This window comes from Arthrobacter crystallopoietes, from assembly GCF_017603825.1.
GTDB lineage: Bacteria > Actinomycetota > Actinomycetes > Actinomycetales > Micrococcaceae > Crystallibacter > Crystallibacter crystallopoietes_B.
In genome coordinates this window covers 3,860,834-3,880,473 of sequence record NZ_CP072014.1, presented here as the reverse complement: position 1 = coordinate 3,880,473, position 19,640 = coordinate 3,860,834, and the positions used below count along the sequence as shown (strand labels likewise).

Below are 19,640 nucleotides of genomic sequence, written 5' to 3'. Positions count from 1 at the left end.
TGCCCAACGCGACATTGCAAGGGCCAATAGGGGAATATGGAGATATGAAGGCACGCATACTTGTCGTAGACGATGATGAGGCTTTGTCCGAAATGATCGGCATTGTCCTGCGCAATGACGGATTCGACCCGGTGTTTTGCGCGGATGGAAGCAAGGCGGTGGAGGTATTCCGCAGCTCCAAGCCGGACCTTGTGCTCCTGGACCTCATGCTGCCCGGTATGGACGGCATTGAAGTCTGCCGGCTGATCCGCGGCGAGTCCGACGTGCCTATTGTCATGCTGACGGCAAAATCCGATACCTCGGATGTGGTCCGCGGCCTGGAATCCGGTGCAGACGACTATGTGCCCAAGCCCTTCAAGCCTGCCGAACTCGTGGCCCGCGTGCGCGCCCGCCTGCGGCCCGGAGACCAACGTGCGCCGGAAACCCTGCGGATTGCCGACGTCGTTATCGATGTGGCAGGGCATGTGGTGCACCGCGGCGACGAGAAGATCTCGCTGACGCCGCTGGAATTCGACCTGCTGGTTGCGCTGGCCCGTAAACCCTGGCAGGTATTCACCCGCGAACTTCTCCTGGAACAGGTCTGGGGCTACCGCCATGCTGCAGACACCCGGTTGGTCAACGTCCATGTCCAGCGGCTGCGTTCCAAGATCGAACGGGATCCGGAAGCGCCCGAGGTGGTCCTGACCGTCCGCGGCGTGGGATACAAGGCTGGCCAAGGTTAGTTGAATCCCGCGCTCACGCGGTGGTTATCGGGGCTGAAGGCGGCAGCCGCCCCGTTCTGGCGCGCCGTTCTGGCTGGCCGCGACAAGATTGCGGCCAGATGGCGGCGCTCGCTGCAGTTCCGTACGGTGACGGCAACCGTTCTCCTAACCGCTTTTGCCTTTCTTGGCGTGGGCGCATTCCTCTCCAGCCAGATTGCCTCGGGGCTGTACCAGGACCGGCTGCAGCAGGCGGAGGCGGAGTCCCGGCAGGAACTGAACCGGGCCAAGAGGATTTTCGAGGGCTCCGCGGCCAGCGACCGAGCCACAGTCACCAGCATGGTGGCGGACACCTTGAAGCTGCTCGAAGGCACCGGCGGGGGCACGCCGCGCTACTATCTGCTGACTCCAATGAAGGACGCGCAGAACCTCTACGTTGCCAGCCGGTCAAACACCAGCATTACCGCGAGCATCATCCCTGAAGGGCTCAGCCAAGCGGTTGCCAGTGGGACCGGCCAGTACCGCCAGCCCATGGCCCTGCCCCGGGGAGACCACGATGTACCCGCAATTGCGTTCGGCACACAGGTGTCGCTGCCACCGGGCAACACTTACGCGCTCTATCTGATCTATGACCTGTCCGCGGTCCAGCAGACCCTGGACTTCATCCACGGCATCCTCTGGATCGGTGGAGGCCTGCTGCTGATACTCACCGGCGGGATTGTCTGGCTGCTGACGCGCGCCGTAGTGCATCCCGTGAGCCAGACTGCCATCGCGGCCGAGAAGCTGGCGGCCGGTCAATTGCAGGAACGGGTGGAGGTCCGTGGCGAGGACGAACTGGCGCGGCTTGGCGAGTCCTTCAACCGGATGGCGGCCAGCCTGCAGGAACAGATCACCCAGCTCGCCACGCTGTCGGAGATGCAGCAGCGGTTCGTTTCCGACGTCTCCCATGAACTGCGCACCCCACTGACCACGGTGCGGATGGCAGCCGAGGTCCTTTACGATGCCCGTTCGGACTTCGACGCAATCAATTCCCGATCTGCCGAATTGCTCTATCACCAGGTGGAGCGGTTCCAGGCGCTCCTGGCTGACCTGCTGGAGATCTCCCGTTTCGATGCCGGCGTGGCGGTGCTGGAAGCAGAGCCAACCGAAATTTTCGACGTCGTCCGCCACGCCATGGAGGGTGCGCAGCCGTTGGCGGAGAACTCCGGGTCGGAACTTGAGCTGGTGTCCGCCGAAACCAGTTGCGTGGTGGAGATGGATCCGCGCCGCATTGACCGGATCCTGCGTAACCTCATCGTCAACGCCCTGGAGCACGGCGAGGGGCAGCCGGTGGAAGTGATTGTTGCTTCCTCCGAGGACGCGGTTGCCGTTGAAGTGCGGGACCACGGCATCGGCATGACGCCACTGGAAGCATCCCGGGTTTTCGACAGGTTCTGGCGGGCGGATCCGGCCCGGGCACGGACCACTGGCGGCAGCGGGCTCGGGCTGTCCATCGCGACCGAGGACGCCAGGCTGCATGGCGGCTGGTTGCAGGCCTGGGGCCAACCCGGAAAAGGATCCTGCTTCCGGCTGACTTTGCCGCGGCGGCGGGACACGGTGCTGACGCGGTCTCCGCTGCCGCTGCCGCCCGCCGAGGCCCACGGCGGGCCCACGGAAATGTCCGCGTCGGAACGGCAGGATGTGCAGGTCACGATGGAGGGGGAACACCATGCAACGGACGTTGGGTGAGCGCAAAGGCGGGCCGGTCGCGCTGCTGCGCGCCGCCGTCGTACTTCTTGCCGCCTTGGTCATGCTCAGCGCCTGCTCCTCCATTCCCATGTCGGGCCCGGTAGGAACCAGCCAGGGCGAAGAGCCCCAGACTGAGGCGGCCGAGTACACCTTCAATCCGCCGGGACCTGTCCCGGGCGCGGATCCCAAAGCCATTGTCGACGGCTTCCTGCTGGCGGGAACCGCTGCGCAAGACGATTACCGCACGGCGCGTGAATTCCTTGCACCGTCGCTCGCGGGCGAATGGCAGCCGGTTGAGCGCACTGTTGTCTACCGGAATTCAGTGAACATCGTGGGCTCGCCCACGGACACCGAATTCGTGGTGCAGCTCGAAGTCGCCTCGGTCATCGACGAACACGGAATCCGCGAGCCGGCGGAGGAAGGCGCCACAGAGTCAGTACCGGTGGTGTTGACCGATGTGGACGGCGAATGGCGGATCGCCGAGATCCCGGACGGCACCATGGTTTCCAACGTCGATTTCCAGACGCTGTTCTCCGCCTACAACCTCTACTTCTACGACGCCACGTACACCTATGCGGTGCCCGATGTGCGTTGGTACGCCAGCCGCCAGGGGGTATCGGCGGCGATTGTCTCCTCGCTTCTGGAAGGGCCGGCCCCGTACCTCAGCGGCGCGGTGATCAGTGCCTTCCCGGAGGGATCCACGCTGGTCAGGCGTTCGGTGCCGGTGGAAAGCGGGGCGGCTACGGTTGACCTCTCGGCCGAAGTCCTGACCGGCACCACGTTCTTGCGCCGACAGCAGATGCAGCAGCAGCTGGAGCTAACGCTGGGCGGGTTGAACACGGTCAGCACAGTGCACATGACCGTGGACCAGCGGGAGGTCGATCTGGGGCCGTCCCCGGATCCTGCCTTCCAGGCCGCCGTGACCAATCCCGCAGTCGGCAGCCTCCAGATCGGCGTACTGGACAATGAGCTCACGTTCTACGAAGGTTCGCGTCCGGTCGAGCCGCAGAACCTGCCCGCTGTCTCGGAACTCAATCCCCGTGATCCGGCCATGTCCCTGGACCAGGAGCACTTCGGCTTCCTGAATGCGCGGCGCAACCGGATGTACGTTATTGGCCCGGACAGGACCGCGCATCAGGCGGTGGCCGGAACACAGCTGACGGCCCCCAGCGTCGATCCGTTCGGCTGGACCTGGACTGCCGCCGGCGACCAGAGCGGAGCGGTTTACGCTATCGCCCCTGATGAGGAGCGGACGCGGGTCGACATCACCGCACAATGGTTCTCGGAGCGGACCATCGAGGAACTGAGGATCTCGCGGGAAGGCGCCCGCGCCCTGGTCATCGCCCGTGAAGGAGACGAATCCAAGGTCTACGTTGCAGGCGTGGTCCGGGACCAGGACGGACAGCCGCGCAGCATCAGCACGCCGATCGAGCTGGATGCTTCCGTTCCTGCGGATTCAGGGGTGTGGGCCAACGAATCGACGGTGATCGTCATGCAGTCATCGGCCGACGAACCGGTGGAAACGGAAATATTAAGGCTCGACGGCGGCTCGCAGCGGATGGCGCCACTCACCGGAATGCTGGACATCAGCGCCGGCAACGGAGACCAGGACGTTTATGCCCAGACGGAGGAAGCGCTGTATATCCGGGTCGGCAACAGCTGGGCACCACAGCCGCCGCCGCTGGTGATCGATCCGTCATTCCCGGGATAACCGGAAGGGCAGCCCCATTAGGCTGCCCGCTCAGCAGGGGTGGCTCGTTGTCCACAGGCGGCGCACGGGCGTTGCCTGGCCGTCAATGATGCTTGAGGGTGGAAGCATGTGGTTCCCCGCCGCCCTGTTTGATGCTGTTTACTTCCACGCCGCGGTGCAGCGGGTGCTGCGGTGGATCGCGGAGTTCGGCCACCTTGTGCTGCCTACCGATTGCGTCAGCTGCGGGGCCGAGGACCATACTCTGTGTCCGCCCTGCCGGAGCAGGCTGCGCAGGGCGACCGTGCGGCCCTACCGCGCCGAGGACGGAGCCGAGTCGTTGCCCTTCGTCGGGACGGACTTCGCCGAGGTTCTGCCTGTTATGGCTGCCGGCCGTTACCGGCACGAGCTGTCCCAGGCGATCCTGGCATATAAGAACCAAGGCCGGACGGACCTTTTGCACGCGCTGGCCCCTGCGCTCGCTGCCGCGGTCCATGCCGCGGCGCACATCGACGGCGGCCACCCACGGGTTTTTCTGGTGCCGGTGCCCTCCCGCACCAGTTCGCGCAGACGGCGTGGCTACGACCCGCTGGACTTGCTGCTGCGCCGACTGGAGCGGCAGCAACTCCTGCCGCCTGAATTGTCCGTGCTGCGCGCGGCCTGCGTCCGATCCGGTATAGCCGGATTGGCGAAAGGCATCGTACCGGCAGCTTCGCAGAAGTCGCTGGGCAAATCCGGCCGGCGCAGCAACGTCTCCTCATCCATGAGGATCAAGCGGCGCTACACCGCGTCCCTGCAGAACCGACACTGCATTCTGGTCGATGACGTGCTGACAACCGGAGCGACCCTGGCCGAGTTGACGCGGGCCCTGCACGAGGCAGGCGCAGTAGTCGATGCAGGCGTGGTTGTGGCTGCGACATCCGCGCCCTCCGGTACGGCCTGATGCACCGCGACACAAACCGGAATCAGCCGCAGGCGTAATGGCGCGGATCCGCGCAGATACAAGGCGGAAGCCAACAATGTGGGACGTTTTAGGAAAAATCCGCGGGGGAGGGGGTGAATAAAGGATGACGTTGCTTTAACGTGAAGTATGGGCTCCGCAAAAAGGGACGAGGGCCTGTCTTCAGCGACTGGGAGGAGAAATTTTCTTCAGTCGCTGTTGTGTCATCTAAAGCAGTTATGGAGGGCACCATGGAATTCAATATCAACGGCCGCAACCTCTCGGTCTCCGACCGGTTCCGGGAATACGCCGAAGAGAAGATCTCCAAAATAGAGCAGCTGGGCGACAAGGTTCAGCGGCTGGATGCCAAGATTACGAAGGAAATAAACGCTCGTCAGGCGGACAGCTCCATGACCGTCGAGCTCACAGTACTAGGCCGCGGCCCCGTTGTTCGTGCGGAAGCCACCGCAGCTGACAAATTTGCCGCCTTCGATCTGGCCTACGGCAAGCTCATGGAACGCCTTCGCCGGGCCCGTGACCGCCGCAAGGTCCACCACGGACGCCACAACCCCAAGGGCGTCCATGAGGCTACTGCGTCGCTCGAACCTGCAAGCACCACCAAGCCGTTGCATGTCGAGACATCGGAGGCCAGCCTGAACGGCTCCACTCCGTCAGCGCAAACTATGGACGAATATGAAATAGAGAATGACATTCCGGCCGGCGATTCACCGGTCCTGATCCGCCGGAAGGTCTTTCCGGCCCCGCCGATGACGCTCGACGACGCTGTCGACAACATGGAACTCGTCGGGCACGACTTTTACTTGTTCATCGATTCGGCAACGAACTCTCCGAGTGTGGTCTACCGGCGCCGTGGCTGGACCTATGGTGTGATTTCGCTGGACGCCGATTGCAAAGAGGAATCCACCGCGAAGGAAGAGCTTCTGGCGTACCGCGCGGCAGAAGGAGCAAACGCTTAGAACCTTAAGGCAAGCGCAATCCAGTGCCTAGGATAGGTGGATGGCTGCACCTGTAAGTCTCCGCCAGGCCCGGCGCATCGCGCTCGCTGCACAGTCCCTCCACAGGGAGCGGCCCACCGGTCTTGTTTCGGCAAGAGCGGTGGGCCGTACCTTTGACCGGCTGCAACTGCTGCAAATTGATTCGGTGAACGTGCTGACCCGGGCCCATTACCTGCCGTTGTTTTCCCGGCTGGGTAATTACGACGTCAAAATCCTTCATCGCTTTGCGGGCAAGGCTCCGAGACGCATGGTTGAGTACTGGGCGCACGAAGCTAGCTACATCCGGCCGGACCACTTCAACGACCTGCGCGTGTGGCAGCAAAGAAAATGGGTGGGCGCGTCTGCGATGGACCCGGATACCCGGGCTGACTTGTCGGAGCGGATCATGCAGGCTCTCGCTTCGTCGCGTCCGTTGAGCGCCCGAGCCGTTGCCGAACGGATTGGTCATGCCGAAACTCGTTCCACAGCCCAGTGGGGGTGGAACTGGAACGCGGCCAAACGCGTGCTTGAAGACCTGTTTGAACGCGGTGACATCAGCGCTGCTGGCCGGAACGCTCAATTCGAGCGGTTGTACGCTTTGACCGGGAAAGTGATGCCCAAAGGCATCGATCCCTCCTTACGGCCCGAGAAACACGATGCGATGGTTCGGTTGTTAGATGCCGCCGCAACAGCCCATGGCATTGGTACGCTCAAATGTTTCGCCGACTATTTCCGGATTCCGGTTCAGCCGGCTGCGGTGGCCTTGCAGCAGCTCCTGGCCGAAGGCAGGGTGGAAGAAGTATCTGTCGACGGGTGGCAGGGACCGCATTATCTGCACACCGAGGCGCTCCGGCCTCGGACGGCGAGTGGCCGCGCATTGCTCGGACCCTTCGATTCGCTGGTCTTCGAGCGGCGCCGGCTGGAACGCCTTTTCCACTTCCACTACCGGATCGAAATTTATACCCCTGCCGCGCAGCGGCGCTACGGGTACTACGTCCTGCCGTTCCTGCTGCGGGAGTCCTTGTGTGCCAGGGTGGACCTCAAGGCAGACCGGTCGGCAGGCCTGCTCCTGGTCAAGGGCGCCTTCAGCGAGGCGGATGCACCTGCGGATACCGCCGTCGAACTTGCTGCCGAACTGGAGCTGATGTCCAACTGGCTTGGTCTGGAGGGCGTCCGGGTCGAGGACCGCGGGGACTTGGCTGGGCCGCTTAGGAATCTGCTGTCGGGGCGGCGCCGGAGTTCACTTGTCCGCCCTGCGGGAACCAAAGCAGAGGTTGATACGTCTCTCCCGTAGACTGATGAAGCCAGAATTCTGTGCAAACGACTGGGAGCAATGTAGTGCCATCGATTCTCGAGCGAGTCCTAAGAACCGGCGACAAAAAGACGCTGAAGAGGCTTCGCAACTATGCTGACGCGATCAACATTCTCGAAGAGGACTTCAAAGCCCTCTCGGATGCTGAGCTTCGCGGCGAGACGGACACTTTGAAACAGCGCTACCAGGACGGCGAGCATCTCGATGATCTCTTGCCCGAAGCGTTTGCCGCCGTTAGGGAAGCGTCCAGCCGTACACTGGGCCTGCGCCACTTCGATGTCCAGCTTATGGGTGGCGCTGCACTTCATCTAGGCAATATCGCCGAAATGAAAACCGGTGAAGGCAAGACCTTGGTAGCGACAGCTCCTGCCTATCTGAATGCCTTGACCGGCCAAGGCGTCCACGTCATCACGGTCAACGACTATCTGGCCGAATACCAGTCCGACCTAATGGGCCGTGTCTATCGCTTCCTCGGTCTGACCAGCGGTTGCATCCTGTCCAACCAGAACCCGTCCGTCCGCCGCGAACAGTACAACGCCGACATCACCTATGGAACCAACAACGAGTTCGGCTTCGACTATCTCCGCGACAACATGGCCTGGAGCAAGGACGAGCTGGTCCAGCGCGGGCACCATTTCGCCGTCGTTGACGAAGTGGACTCGATCCTGATCGACGAGGCCCGTACTCCTCTGATCATTTCCGGTCAGGCTTCGGGGGACGTGAACCGCTGGTATACAGAGTTCGCCCGCGTGGTGAAGCGGCTGAACGTTGAGGACGACTATGAAGTCGATGAAAAGAAGCGCACGGTCGGCGTGCTGGAATCCGGTATCGAAAAGGTCGAGGACTACCTCGGCATCGACAATCTCTATGAGTCAGCCAACACACCGCTGATCGGGTTCCTCAACAACGCCATCAAGGCCAAGGAACTGTTTAAACGAGACAAGGACTACGTCATCCTCAACGGCGAAGTCCTCATTGTCGACGAACACACGGGCCGAATTCTCGCCGGCCGCCGCTATAACGAGGGCATGCACCAGGCCATTGAGGCCAAAGAGGGTGTGGAGATCAAAGCCGAGAACCAGACGATGGCCACGGTCACGCTGCAGAATTACTTCCGGCTCTACGAAAAGCTGTCGGGCATGACGGGTACGGCCGAAACCGAGGCCGCCGAATTCATGAGCACCTACAAGCTCGGCGTCGTTCCCATTCCTACCAACAAGCCGATGGCCCGCGTTGATCAGTCGGATCTGATCTACAAGAACGAATTGGCAAAGTTCGACGCCGTCGTCAAGGATATTGCGGAGCGCCATGAAAAGGGGCAGCCGGTGCTCGTCGGCACCACGAGTGTCGAAAAGAGCGAGTACCTGTCCAAGCAGTTGGCGAAACAGGGTGTACGCCATGAGGTGTTGAACGCCAAGAACCATGCGCGTGAAGCTGCCATTGTGGCCCAGGCCGGGCGCAAGGGCGCGGTCACAGTAGCGACGAACATGGCCGGCCGCGGTACAGACATCATGCTTGGCGGCAACGCGGAATTCAACGCGGTGGCCGAAATGGAGAAGCGCGGACTCGATCCCGCGGAAAACCCCGAAGAGTACGAAGCGGCCTGGCCTGCGGCGTTTGAAGCGGCGCAGAAGGCCGTGAAGGCGGAACATGACGAGGTCAAGGAGCTAGGTGGGCTCTACGTGCTCGGTACCGAGCGCCATGAGTCGCGCCGGATCGATAACCAGTTGCGCGGACGTTCCGGCCGCCAGGGCGATCCGGGCGAGTCGCGCTTCTACCTCTCACTGACTGATGACCTGATGCGGCTCTTCAACTCCGGTGCAGCCGAACGCATCATGAACTCGTCCCGTATGCCTGACGACGTGGCCCTGGAATCCAAAATGGTGTCCAAGGCAATCGAAAATGCCCAGGGCCAGGTCGAGGGACGCAACGCCGAACAACGCAAGAATGTGTTGAAGTACGACGACGTGCTGAACCGCCAGCGCGAGGCGATCTACGGTGACAGGCGTCGCATTCTCGAAGGCGATGACCTGCATGAGAAGGTCGCTTTCTTCCTCGAAGACGTCATCACGGCCATGGTGGACGAGGCAACCCAGGAAGGTCACGGCGATGACTGGGACTACGAGCAGCTTTGGACGAACCTCAAGCAGCTGTACCCGATCCAGCTAACCATCGACGAAGTGGTCGAGGAAGCTGGCGGCAAGTCGAAAGTCACGGCGGACTTCCTCCGTGAAGAAATCGTTTCCGATGCCAAGGTCGCATACGCTCAGCGTGAAGAGGCTCTTGGAGCCGCAACCATGCGCGAGCTGGAGCGCCGGGTTGTGCTGTCGGTGATCGGCAGGAAGTGGCAGGAACACCTCTATGAGATGGACTATCTCAAGGAAGGTATCGGCCTGCGTGCGATGGCACAGCGGGATCCTCTGGTGGAATACCAGCGTGAGGGTTTCATCATGTTCCAGGCAATGATGGAAGCCATCCGCGAAGAGAGCATTGGGTATCTGTTCAACCTTGAAGTCAAGGTCAAAGAACCTGCTCCAACAGGTCTTCCCGGTGTAACGGATGGCCGCGGTGCAGTTCGGGCACCGGAGATTACCGCGGCAGGTCTGGAGGCACCTCAGCGCCCGGCGTCGCTGCAGTTCACGGCTCCCACCGTTACCGGCGAAGCGGTGACCCGTGTCGAGCGGCAGAACTCGGGCAAGCCAGGGAACCAGGCTCAAGCTTCCGACGGCGCAAAGGCGGCAAAGGACGCCAAACGTCGCCGGAAGTAAACCACTCCTGATCTGTTGTCACCCGATTTCCAACGCGGTGACCTTCCAGAGTCCGCGCCTGAATTCAAGGCGTAGCGCCACGGCGCGGACTCTGGATGATTCAGCGATCACCAGCGACGCTTCATAAGCGTTGTCCGAGACCTGGCACACGCGGGAGGAACGGATGGTGGCACTGCGGTGGAGCCGTAGGACGGCTTGTCCAGCAGCAGCTCGGCGGTCCTGGCGTTCCCTTACCAAGCCTGCGCGCCGGGCGACCTTTTCGTAGCAGACCGGATCAAGCCAGCGAGCCAACTGCTGGACGGGGCGGGTGCCATCAATCGCTTCCATTGCGGCCTGAGCCACGGATCTGGCGGTAGCAGTGACCTGCCGCAGTTCCTGGGCGTCCACGCCGTGGGTTTGCTCCGATACCGGCCCGCCCGGCGCCCGATGCGTTGCCTGGCCGGCGGGCTGCGCAGGAGGGCGTGGCTGGAGCCGGATAACGGGTGTGAAGTACTCCTCCGGATCCGGCGACCTGACTGGCCGGACCGTGAGTGGCCGGGGCGCTCCGCTGGCAGGCGCAAGCGCCTGTACCTCGGTTAGCTCCTGTTCCGGCTTGTCCTGCCGCAAAGGGGTGGCGTTGTTCATGGCATGGCCTTTCCTCATCTGACGGTGCGATTGCGAGTTCAACGGTTTGCGGGCGCTATAAGGACTTGTCCGGGCAGAAGTACGGCAGGATCTGGTCCGATTACCTCCTTGTTGGCGGAATACCATTTGGGCCAATGGGCCGCTATCTCGGTGTCGGTGGCAAGCTTGCCCAGATCCTTGGCGGCGATATCCCACAGCGTGTCTCCGGCTACCACGGTCACGGCCCGGCTTTCCTCGTTCGTCTGGCTGATCGGCATGGCAACGAGACCCGGTGACGTTGGCGGTGCAGCTGGCTTCCACCAGGGGCTGACCGATTGGGATTCACCTGATGAGGCCGGGGCCATCCGGAGGTATGGGGAAGCTGTACCGCTCTGGAGCGACGCTGACTGGGATACGGTGTCCATTCCGGATACCGGGGTCGCGGCATTGGCCACCACTGGTGCGGTTAGGACATTGAGTCCGATAACGGCAGTGGCGAGCCGTTTCATGAATGCGGGGCTACAGGCAAAGGACGCAGCCGCGAGCTTGGTATGTCCGGCACGCTCAAGTGCGGCACCGACGACAGCGCAGACGATGCATACCAACCACCAGGCGACAATCGCCAAGCCAACCAGGGCCGCGCTGGAAGCTAGCAGTTCCGAGTATGTGTGCATGACCAAGGGACGCCATGTTCCGTCGTCGTCGACGCTGATGCGGCCTCCTGCCAACAGCAGTGCGGCTCCGCAGAGCGGAATCATCGCGGTGAGGACTGTGTCCGTTCCTACCTTCTTCATGTCACGCTCCACGTAGAGAATGTCTGGTTTGACGTAGTTTGATGCCGTTTGATGGCGTTGAGTTGCTTGTGATTCTTGATGATGGCATCAGCGCGCGGCGGTGTAAACCCCTTTGGTGCAGTTTGACCGTCTTTGGCGCTGCTTCTAGGCTGGAGCAGTGCGATGGGACTCGTTGTTTGCGGACATGGAAGGGCAACTGCATGCCGCCGACCAGCGGGGGCTTGAATCCGAAGCCAATGAGCTTGCGCGGCTGAACCACGCCGAGACGTCGCTGGGGGACCGGTTACGAGGGCAAGTTGGTTCGGGAATCCGGCTGACAGTTTCCGGCGGACTGCAGTTCACCGGGGCCTTGGCACACGTTGGATCCACTTGGCTGGTCCTTAACGAACGGGCCAGGAGCGTTCTCGTGCCATTGCCGGCAATCCAGTTATTGGAAGGGCTAAGCCGTAGCTCGTCAGTTGAGAAGTCATCCGTGGCAAAGCGGCTCGGTATGGGCTCCGCGCTGCGCGCGCTCGCACGGGACCGAGCCGACGTCGTACTTCATCTGGCATCGGGCACAGCGGGCAGGACTGTCAACGGCATGATCGACCGCGTCGGCAGCGATTTTTTGGAGCTTGCAGCTGTTCCTTCAGGCGAGGCGCGGAGAGCCAGTAACGTGCGGACCGTATATGCCATCCCATTTACTGCGATTGGTGCCCTTGCCTCAGTCCGCGCAGGGGATTGAACCGACTCCGCCAGATTCAAAGCGCTTGATTCCTCCCGCTCAGGGGGAAGGCAGGAATACCTAGTTGTTCTTTCCTGATTTGGCTTCTTCGACCAAACGACGAGTCTCGGCGTACTTATTGTCGATGTATTGGTCCAGCATCAGCTGTTCCACACGCCACTGGCCGCGGCCGCCAATCTGGATGGCTGGCAACTCACCGCTGCGCACTAGTGCATAGGCCTGGGAAGATGATATCTGCAGTATTTCGGCAACATCGGTCAAAGTCAGAAACCGAGGCATCAGGTCCTCCTCGACAGCAGTTGTTGTGCAGGGGTTCAGTTCATTATGGCATCGCTTGATACTGTTTGACGCAATCAGGGTCTCGATGTTGTGGACTGAGGCAAAAACGACACTTGGTTATCCACAATTCGTGGCATCAGCAACCCGAAGGTTTGTTTTTGTGTCCGTCTCCATGAGAATGGTCGGAGCCCGCAATGTCAGCCGAATGTCTCAGCAGATCAGAGGATTTGTCTTCGGTGCGTTTGCTATTCCAACAGGGGGAGTACCTTGAGCGCTGTTACCGACCTTGCTGCTCCCGCAGCACGATTGAAGAAGCCATCGTGGAAGGACCCCCGGCTGCTCATCGGTATCCTGCTGGTTCTCGTTTCAGTTGCCTCCGTGACGGCGTTGCTGGGGAACGCGGACAAGACGGTTGAAATGTTCGCAGCGAGGGACGACATCAGTCTCGGCCAGAAAATAACGTCGGACGAATTCTCCATCGTGAACGTCAGCCTGGGCGAAGTCGAGCACACTTACCTCAGCGCGGAAACCGGCATTCCTGAGAATGCGGTTGCGACAACCTTCATACGTAAGGGAGAGCTTATCCCGGGGGCCAGCCTGGGCACAGCCGACGCATTGGACCGAAAGCCGGTCGCGCTGACCATCGATAGTGCGCTTCCCGAGGGTGCTGGCGCGGGGGCTAGGGTGGATGTTTGGGTCGCCATGCCTGACGGCAGAAACGGCTTCAGCCCGCCCGAAAGACTCTTGGAAAGTGCCGAAATTTCCCAGCTCACGGAGACAGGACCTGCGCTGGGATCGGCGCAAATAGAGCAGCTGCATGTACTGGTCACAGATGAAAAGATGCCGGGCTTACTAAATGCCCTGTCTAACGGTGCACGGATCAACGTGGTTCTGAACCCGGGCAGCGGTTCATGAGCATCCCCGTTATTACATACGGCGATACGTTTACGGACTTCGTTGGCGGATTGGAACGACTGCATGGTCCGGTAACTGTCGTACGCAGATGCAGTGCCCTCGCTGAACTGATTGCTGCCTGCCAGACCGGGCTCGCCCGTGCTGCAATCGTTGCCGGCGACACGTGCGAGGTTGGCAGCGTTGTCCTGGAACGGCTTCACAGCTCACAGGTTGCCGTCGTCGTGCTTACGGACGATGAAGGGGAGCGCCGGCGGTTCGATGCGCTGGGGATTGCCCACGGGCCGGTTTTGATGGAGCCTTTGCAACTGGCCGACCTTGTCACCGATGCCGTCGCGAACCTTCCCGTAACAGGCACCCGGGTGGCGGTAGGTTATGCCGACCCGGCCCATGCCCTGTTGCCGGTCGCGATCCCGGACGACCAACCCGCCGAACTGTCAGCAGGCGGTCAGGTAATCGCTGTCTGGGGACCAACCGGCGCGCCCGGCCGAACGACGGTCGCGGTGAATCTGGCGGCAGAATATGCGGCATCAGGAAAGACGACGCTCCTGATCGATGCCGACACCTATTCTGCGAGCGTAGCGGCGTTTCTCGGCCTGATGGACGAATCCGCCGCACTGGCCCAGGCCTGCAGACTGGCAGATCAGGGAATCCTGGATGGACCAGCCCTGGCGCGTGTCAGCGTCAAGGTAGCGGTACAAGGGGCGCACCTCCAGGTGCTGACAGGCATCACGAGGGCCGAGCGGTGGCCGGAACTGCGGCCCGGAGCCATGGCCACGGTAGTAGGCCTGGCCAGGTCTCTCGCGGACTACACAATCATCGATTGCGGTTTCTGCCTGGAGGCCGACGAAGAACTCAGCTTTGACACGATGGCTCCACGCCGCAACGGTGCGACCCTTCGTTGCCTCGAATTGGCCGATACTGTCTTTGCAGTCGGAGCTGCCGACGCCGTTGGAGTCCCCCGGCTGGTCCGGGCTCTTGCAGAAATTGAACAGGCTGTTCCCAGTGCTGCGCCTCGTGTCGTCCTGAATAAGGTGCGCGCATCATCGGTCGGATCGGTGCCCGTCGACCAGCTCCGGGACTCCTGGGAGCGTTTCGGGCCAGTCAAAGAGGTGCAGTCATTCCTGCCAGCCGACTTCGATGTCGCGGATGCGGCATTGCTCAGTGGTTCCGTACTTCTCGAAATCGCCCCGGATTCACCCCTGCGCCGCGCTATCGCATTGCTGGCTGGTTGCGACCTGCCTGTCCGCCGCAATGGTCCGCGCAGACGCAGGCGCCTCAAAGTGTAGTTTTAGCCGGCTGGCGTTAGGCTTGCAGGTGTGGCCGCAATGGGGCGGCCTTGAACCACCTATCGGAGGCGTTTTTCATGTCGTCAGGATCCAGTGCTACGGATCTTTCCACTTCAGGCAAGCGTCCCGGGGACTTCCTCGGGAACTATTACGAGCACCTGGCTGCCGAGGATGCTGCAAGCTATAGCGGCGACACTTTGGAAACTCGAGCCATGGCGCATCGAGAGCTCGCCTTGATGCGGCCCAGCGGGCAAGCAGTGATCGGCATTCGCAACGAACGTAATTCCAGCATCATCATGATAGCGACTGATGACATGCCGTTCCTGGTCGATTCAGTTACAGCAGAAATTGTGCGTCAGGACCTGGCTATCCGGATGCTCATGCATCCCACTTTTATCGCCATACGTGACCGGACCAGCCACGAACTCGTAGAGCTCAAACGCGTACCGGCTCACTTGGGTGCCTCCAGCGGCGACACCGCCGCGCTGCCTAATCTCGCAGAGTTCATCGCCACGGGTGACAAAGCCTCGCACATTGAGTCCTGGATTTCAGTGGAGACTGTACGTATCTCCGGCGACGAAAAGGCACAGCAGGTCATTGAGGGAATCCGCAAGGTGCTGGGTGACGTTCGCGTCGCTGTGGAGGACTGGTCTTCCATGCGCAGCCGAGTCAGGCAGATTGCCGCATCGCTGGATTCTGTTGTCGGCGCCGAGGAGATACCCGACCTTGACGAGGCCAAGGAGCTCCTGGCGTGGCTGGACAATGGTAACTTCACTTTTCTGGGATACCGGGAATATGACCTTGCCAATCAGGCGGGGGAGGACGTGCTGTTGCTGCGCGAGGGCACTGGTCTCGGGATCATGCGTGAACTGCCGGAGGACCGGCATGTCCAGCATCTGACAGAGGAGGGCCGCGCCCGCGCCCGCGAGAAGCGCGCATTAGTCATTACCAAGGCGAACTCACGTTCCACGGTGCACCGGGCGGCTTACCTGGACTACATCGGAGTCAAGAGCTTTGATGCTCAGGGCAACGTCAACGGTGAGCGCAGATTCATCGGCCTATTTGCCAGCAGCGCTTACAACCGTTCAGTACGCAGCGTTCCCATCGTGCGCGAAAAGGTCGATGCAGTCCTCAAGCATTCCGGTTTTGCGCCCGACTCGCATTCGGGTAAAGACCTGCTTTCCATTCTTGAGTCGTACCCCCGGGATGAGATATTCCAGATGGGCACCCAGGAGCTGGCGGACATCGCCATGGGCATCCTGCGGCTCCAGGAACGCCGGAGGACCCGGCTCTTCCTCCGCCAGGACGTGTACGGGAGGTTCGTTTCGGCACTGGTCTACCTGCCACGAGACCGTTACACCACTGCGGTACGGCTGCGAATGCAGGACGAACTGCGCAAGACCTTCGAAACGAAGGCCATTGACTATGAAGCTCGGATGACTGAGTCTTCCTTGGCACGGTTGTTCTTCCGCATCAGGCTCAGGCATGGTTCGGAAGTGCCGCAGATCGATGTGGCAGACCTTGAGAGGCGGCTGGCGGCTGCGGCGCGGTCGTGGTCCGAGGGCATCGACCAGATTGTACGGACAAAATTTGATGGTGAGGAGGCCGAGAAGCTTTCGGCGAAGTGGGCCGAAGCGTTCCCTGCCAGTTATCGGGTCGATTATGAGGTCGAAGATGCACTCGAGGACATTGCGCGATTCGAGAGCTATGGCGAAAAGGCCGACGTTAGCCCGATCATGCACGTGTACATTCCTGCGGATGTGCAGACGAAGGTCGAGGACGCCCGGCTCAAACTCTATTTGCCTGAGCCGCAGTCACTGAGCCAGATTCTGCCCGTCTTTCAAAACCTCGGCCTCGAGGTTTTGGACGAACGGCCATTCGAGATCATCACCGCCGACGGCGAGGATTTCTTCCTTTACGATTTGGGCCTGAAGTATCCGCCGGAGGTGGACCCGCTCGCGACCGGCGGACTCGTGCAGGACGCCTTTGGCGCCGTTGTCACCGGGCGGAGCGAATCCGATCGGTTCGACCGGCTGGTCGTGCAGGAACGGGTGCCTTGGCGAGAGGTCTCGATGCTGCGCAGCTATGCCCGTTATGTGCGGCAGCTGGGCTATGCAGGTTCGTATAGTTTTACCGCCGATACCTTGCTTGCAAACCCGGCGGTAGCCCATGCCTTGATCTCGTTGTTCAAGGTCCGGTTCGATCCCGATATGGACGAGGATTCCCGGGCAGCTGCCCTCGAGCAGGCGCGCGCAAGCCTGGCCGACGGGCTTCAGGCTGTTCCGACTCTCGACGCGGATCGTGTGCTTCGGACGCTGACCAACGTCATTGAGGCCACTTTGCGGACCAACTACTTCCAGAACAAGCCCTACTTGAGCTTTAAGCTGCGTCCGGAGGTCATCGAAGGAGCACCGTTCCCGCGGCCGAAATTCGAGATCTGGGTCTACTCACCGCAGGTCGAGGGGGTGCACCTGCGCTTCGGTGAGGTGGCACGTGGCGGGCTTCGGTGGTCCGACCGCAGAGAAGACTTCCGCACGGAAATCCTCGGCTTGGTCAAAGCGCAAACGGTCAAGAATGCTGTTATCGTACCGACCGGCGCAAAGGGCGGTTTCTACGCCAAGCAGTTGCCTGACCCGGCGAATGACCGAGCTGCCTGGATGGCAGAAGGCCAGTCGAGCTATCGGACATTCATCCGCGGTCTGCTCGATATCACCGACAATCTTGTCCGGACGCCTGCGGGCCAGCAGGTTGTCCCACCCGAACGCGTTGTCCGTCTGGATGGGGATGATACATATTTGGTTGTTGCGGCAGACAAAGGCACGGCGAGCTTCTCCGACATCGCCAACGAGATATCCGCAGAGTACGGTCACTGGCTGGGGGACGCATTCGCCTCCGGTGGCTCCGTCGGTTATGACCACAAGGCCATGGGGATTACCGCTCGCGGTGCATGGGAATCGGTAAAGCGCCACTTCAGTGAGCTGGGCATCGATACTCAGCAGGAGGACTTTACGGTTGCCGGTGTCGGGGATATGAGCGGCGATGTCTTCGGCAATGGCATGTTGCTCTCGAAGCACATTCGCCTTGTGGCAGCCTTCGACCACCGTCACATTTTCCTGGATCCCAATCCTGACCCGGCATCGTCCTACATGGAGCGTAAGCGTCTGTTCGAACTGCCCCGGTCGTCCTGGGCAGACTACGATGCGTCACTGATCAGCGCGGGAGGAGGAGTGTATTCCCGATCCATCAAGTCGATTGAGCTTTCCCCGGAAGTCCGTCAGGCTCTAGGACTGGATGAGAGCGTGACCGCGATCAGTCCGCCGGAACTACTGCGCGCTATTCTGCAATCCCCCGTGGATCTGCTGTACAACGGCGGCATCGGTACCTATGTTAAGGCATCCACAGAGTCCAACGCGGAGGTCGGAGACAAGGCCAACGACAACATACGGGTCAACGGAAAAGACCTGCGCGCCAGGGTCGTCGGCGAGGGCGGCAACCTTGGTATGACCCAGCGGGGCCGTATCGAGGCTGCTCTCAACGGAGTCATCCTCAATACTGATGCTATCGACAATTCCGCTGGTGTGGACTGCTCAGACCATGAGGTCAATATTAAAGTCTTCGTAGACCAGCTGGTGGCAGCTGGCAAGCTGCCGGCAGCAGAGCGCACGCGACTTCTCCAGTCCATGACCGACGAGGTCGGCCGGCTCGTGCTAGAGGACAACATCGACCAGAATGTCTTGCTGCTCAATGATCGTCAACGTGTCATCGAGTGGAGTCCAAGTTACGAACGGCTGATGGATTGGCTGGAAAAGACAGCCGATCTCAACCGTGAGCTTGAGGCACTGCCGACTACCAGCGAACTCCACGAGCGCATCGACAAAGGCCTGGGTCTGACATCGCCTGAGTTGTCGGTTCTGGCCGCGTACGCCAAAATCGAACTGACCCGCGCGCTGACTCTCAGCAATCTTGCCGACGATCCGTACTTCGACAAAGTACTTCGCGGCTACTTCCCGATCCCGCTGGTCGAGCGGTTTGGGTCGGACCTCGCCTTGCATCCGTTGCGGCGCGAAATCATCGCTACGGTAGTCGCCAATGACATGATCAACATGGGAGGCATCACTTTTGCCTTCCGGGTGATGGAAGAGACATCCGTTGACGAAGCTGCGGTCGCCAAAGCGTTCGTCACGCTTCGCGAGATCTACGAACTGGACGAGCAGGTAGCTCAACTCAACCAGCTACCAGCCAGTTTCCCGACCGAGGTCTGGTCGACGATCCATCTGGACATCCGCAGGCTGCTCGACCGGGCAGTGCGCTGGTACGTCAACCATACGGACAGCGCCACTCCGGTCGGCGAAGGCATTGTGGCCTTCAAGCCGCTGATCGATCCGCTTCGGACCAAGCTGGTTAAGTACCTGCGTGGCAATGACCTGGAGCGAGTACAGGAGTGGCGGCAGCAGGGCGCGCAGTGGGGACTTCCCGAGACGATCGCCCATCAATGGGCCGAACAGTTCGAAAGCTTTGGATTGCTGGATATAGCGCGAATTGCAGTGCGCGTTGAAGAGCCGGTCGATACCGTCGCCCAAATCTACTACACCGTGTACGACAGGTTCGCAGTCGACGCCCTGCTAAACCGCATTACCAAGCTGCCGCGCGAAGACCGGTGGCAGGCACTGGCGCGTGCCGCGATGCGTGATGATCTCTATTCGACCATCACGGATATGACGCTTGCCGTTATGAACAGCACAGAAGCGGATCTTGATGCCGATGACCGGATGCAGAAGTGGGTAAATGCCAATTCCGAGAGCATAGAACGAGCGAAGAAGATGTTCGAGGAAATCAACCAGCTGGAGCATGATGACATGGCCTCCCTATCAGTTGCCCTGCGACTGATGCGCTCGACTGTACGGAGCTAAT

Annotated in this window: 14 protein-coding genes; 11 read left to right on the top strand and 3 right to left on the bottom strand. The window is 61.0% G+C overall.

What is annotated here, in order from left to right:
- The first annotated feature begins 44 nt into the window (after nucleotides 1-44).
- The 7 genes from mtrA (at nucleotide 45) to secA (ending at nucleotide 10,128) form a co-directional block, all read left to right on the top strand.
- Nucleotides 45-722, top strand: a complete 678-nt coding sequence (gene mtrA / locus J5251_RS17760) for an MtrAB system response regulator MtrA (protein ID WP_139004802.1) — start codon at nucleotides 45-47, stop codon at nucleotides 720-722.
- Nucleotides 723-2,426, top strand: a complete 1,704-nt coding sequence (gene mtrB / locus J5251_RS17755; RefSeq protein WP_139004803.1) for an MtrAB system histidine kinase MtrB — start codon at nucleotides 723-725, stop codon at nucleotides 2,424-2,426.
- Nucleotides 2,407-4,137 carry an LpqB family beta-propeller domain-containing protein gene (locus J5251_RS17750; RefSeq protein WP_171059319.1) on the top strand — a complete coding sequence of 577 codons (1,731 nt, stop codon included), beginning with the start codon at nucleotides 2,407-2,409 and terminating at the stop codon, nucleotides 4,135-4,137. The genes mtrB and J5251_RS17750 overlap by 20 nt, the downstream gene beginning before the upstream one ends.
- 106 nt (nucleotides 4,138-4,243) lie before the next feature.
- The gene (locus tag J5251_RS17745; RefSeq protein WP_208574744.1) at nucleotides 4,244-5,056 is read left to right on the top strand and encodes a ComF family protein; all 813 of its coding nucleotides are present in this window, start codon (nucleotides 4,244-4,246) and stop codon (nucleotides 5,054-5,056) included.
- Nucleotides 5,057-5,304: 248 nt separating this feature from the next.
- Complete coding sequence (hpf, locus tag J5251_RS17740; protein ID WP_139004806.1) at nucleotides 5,305-6,030, top strand: ribosome hibernation-promoting factor, HPF/YfiA family; 726 nt, start codon at nucleotides 5,305-5,307, stop codon at nucleotides 6,028-6,030.
- A gap of 40 nt (nucleotides 6,031-6,070) precedes the next feature.
- Nucleotides 6,071-7,342, top strand: coding sequence for a winged helix-turn-helix domain-containing protein (locus J5251_RS17735; protein ID WP_139004807.1), 1,272 nt, complete (start codon nucleotides 6,071-6,073; stop codon nucleotides 7,340-7,342).
- Nucleotides 7,343-7,386: 44 nt separating this feature from the next.
- On the top strand, nucleotides 7,387-10,128 hold the full coding sequence (secA, locus tag J5251_RS17730; protein WP_139004808.1) for a preprotein translocase subunit SecA: 2,742 nt from the start codon (nucleotides 7,387-7,389) through the stop codon (nucleotides 10,126-10,128).
- 18 nt (nucleotides 10,129-10,146) lie between these two features.
- Here secA and J5251_RS17725 read toward each other — a convergent pair whose 3' ends face one another.
- Together J5251_RS17725 and J5251_RS17720 are read right to left on the bottom strand one after the other, a co-directional pair.
- Nucleotides 10,147-10,752 (bottom strand): Rv3235 family protein, encoded by a 606-nt coding sequence (locus J5251_RS17725; protein ID WP_139004809.1) that lies wholly within the window; start codon nucleotides 10,750-10,752, stop codon nucleotides 10,147-10,149.
- 38 nt (nucleotides 10,753-10,790) lie between these two features.
- The gene (locus J5251_RS17720; protein ID WP_139004810.1) at nucleotides 10,791-11,525 is read right to left on the bottom strand and encodes a LysM peptidoglycan-binding domain-containing protein; all 735 of its coding nucleotides are present in this window, start codon (nucleotides 11,523-11,525) and stop codon (nucleotides 10,791-10,793) included.
- Nucleotides 11,526-11,682: 157 nt separating this feature from the next.
- Between J5251_RS17720 and J5251_RS17715 the strand changes: the two genes are divergently transcribed.
- Nucleotides 11,683-12,249 carry a hypothetical protein gene (locus J5251_RS17715; RefSeq protein WP_139004811.1) on the top strand — a complete coding sequence of 189 codons (567 nt, stop codon included), beginning with the start codon at nucleotides 11,683-11,685 and terminating at the stop codon, nucleotides 12,247-12,249.
- Between the two features lie 60 nt (nucleotides 12,250-12,309).
- On the opposite strand, the gene J5251_RS17710 is transcribed toward J5251_RS17715, so the two are convergent.
- Nucleotides 12,310-12,528, bottom strand: coding sequence for a helix-turn-helix domain-containing protein (locus tag J5251_RS17710; RefSeq protein WP_139004812.1), 219 nt, complete (start codon nucleotides 12,526-12,528; stop codon nucleotides 12,310-12,312).
- Between the two features lie 267 nt (nucleotides 12,529-12,795).
- On the opposite strand from J5251_RS17710, the gene J5251_RS17705 reads away from it, so the two are divergent.
- From J5251_RS17705 to J5251_RS17695, 3 genes are all read left to right on the top strand, one after another.
- Complete coding sequence (locus J5251_RS17705; protein ID WP_244250716.1) at nucleotides 12,796-13,443, top strand: hypothetical protein; 648 nt, start codon at nucleotides 12,796-12,798, stop codon at nucleotides 13,441-13,443.
- A complete protein-coding gene (locus J5251_RS17700; RefSeq protein WP_139004814.1) occupies nucleotides 13,440-14,729 on the top strand; it encodes an AAA family ATPase in 1,290 nt (429 codons plus the stop codon). The genes J5251_RS17705 and J5251_RS17700 overlap by 4 nt, the downstream gene beginning before the upstream one ends.
- 77 nt (nucleotides 14,730-14,806) lie before the next feature.
- Nucleotides 14,807-19,639: an NAD-glutamate dehydrogenase gene (locus J5251_RS17695; protein ID WP_139004815.1), complete on the top strand. Its 4,833-nt coding sequence runs from the start codon at nucleotides 14,807-14,809 to the stop codon at nucleotides 19,637-19,639.
- The last annotated feature ends 1 nt before the right edge of the window (nucleotide 19,640 follow it).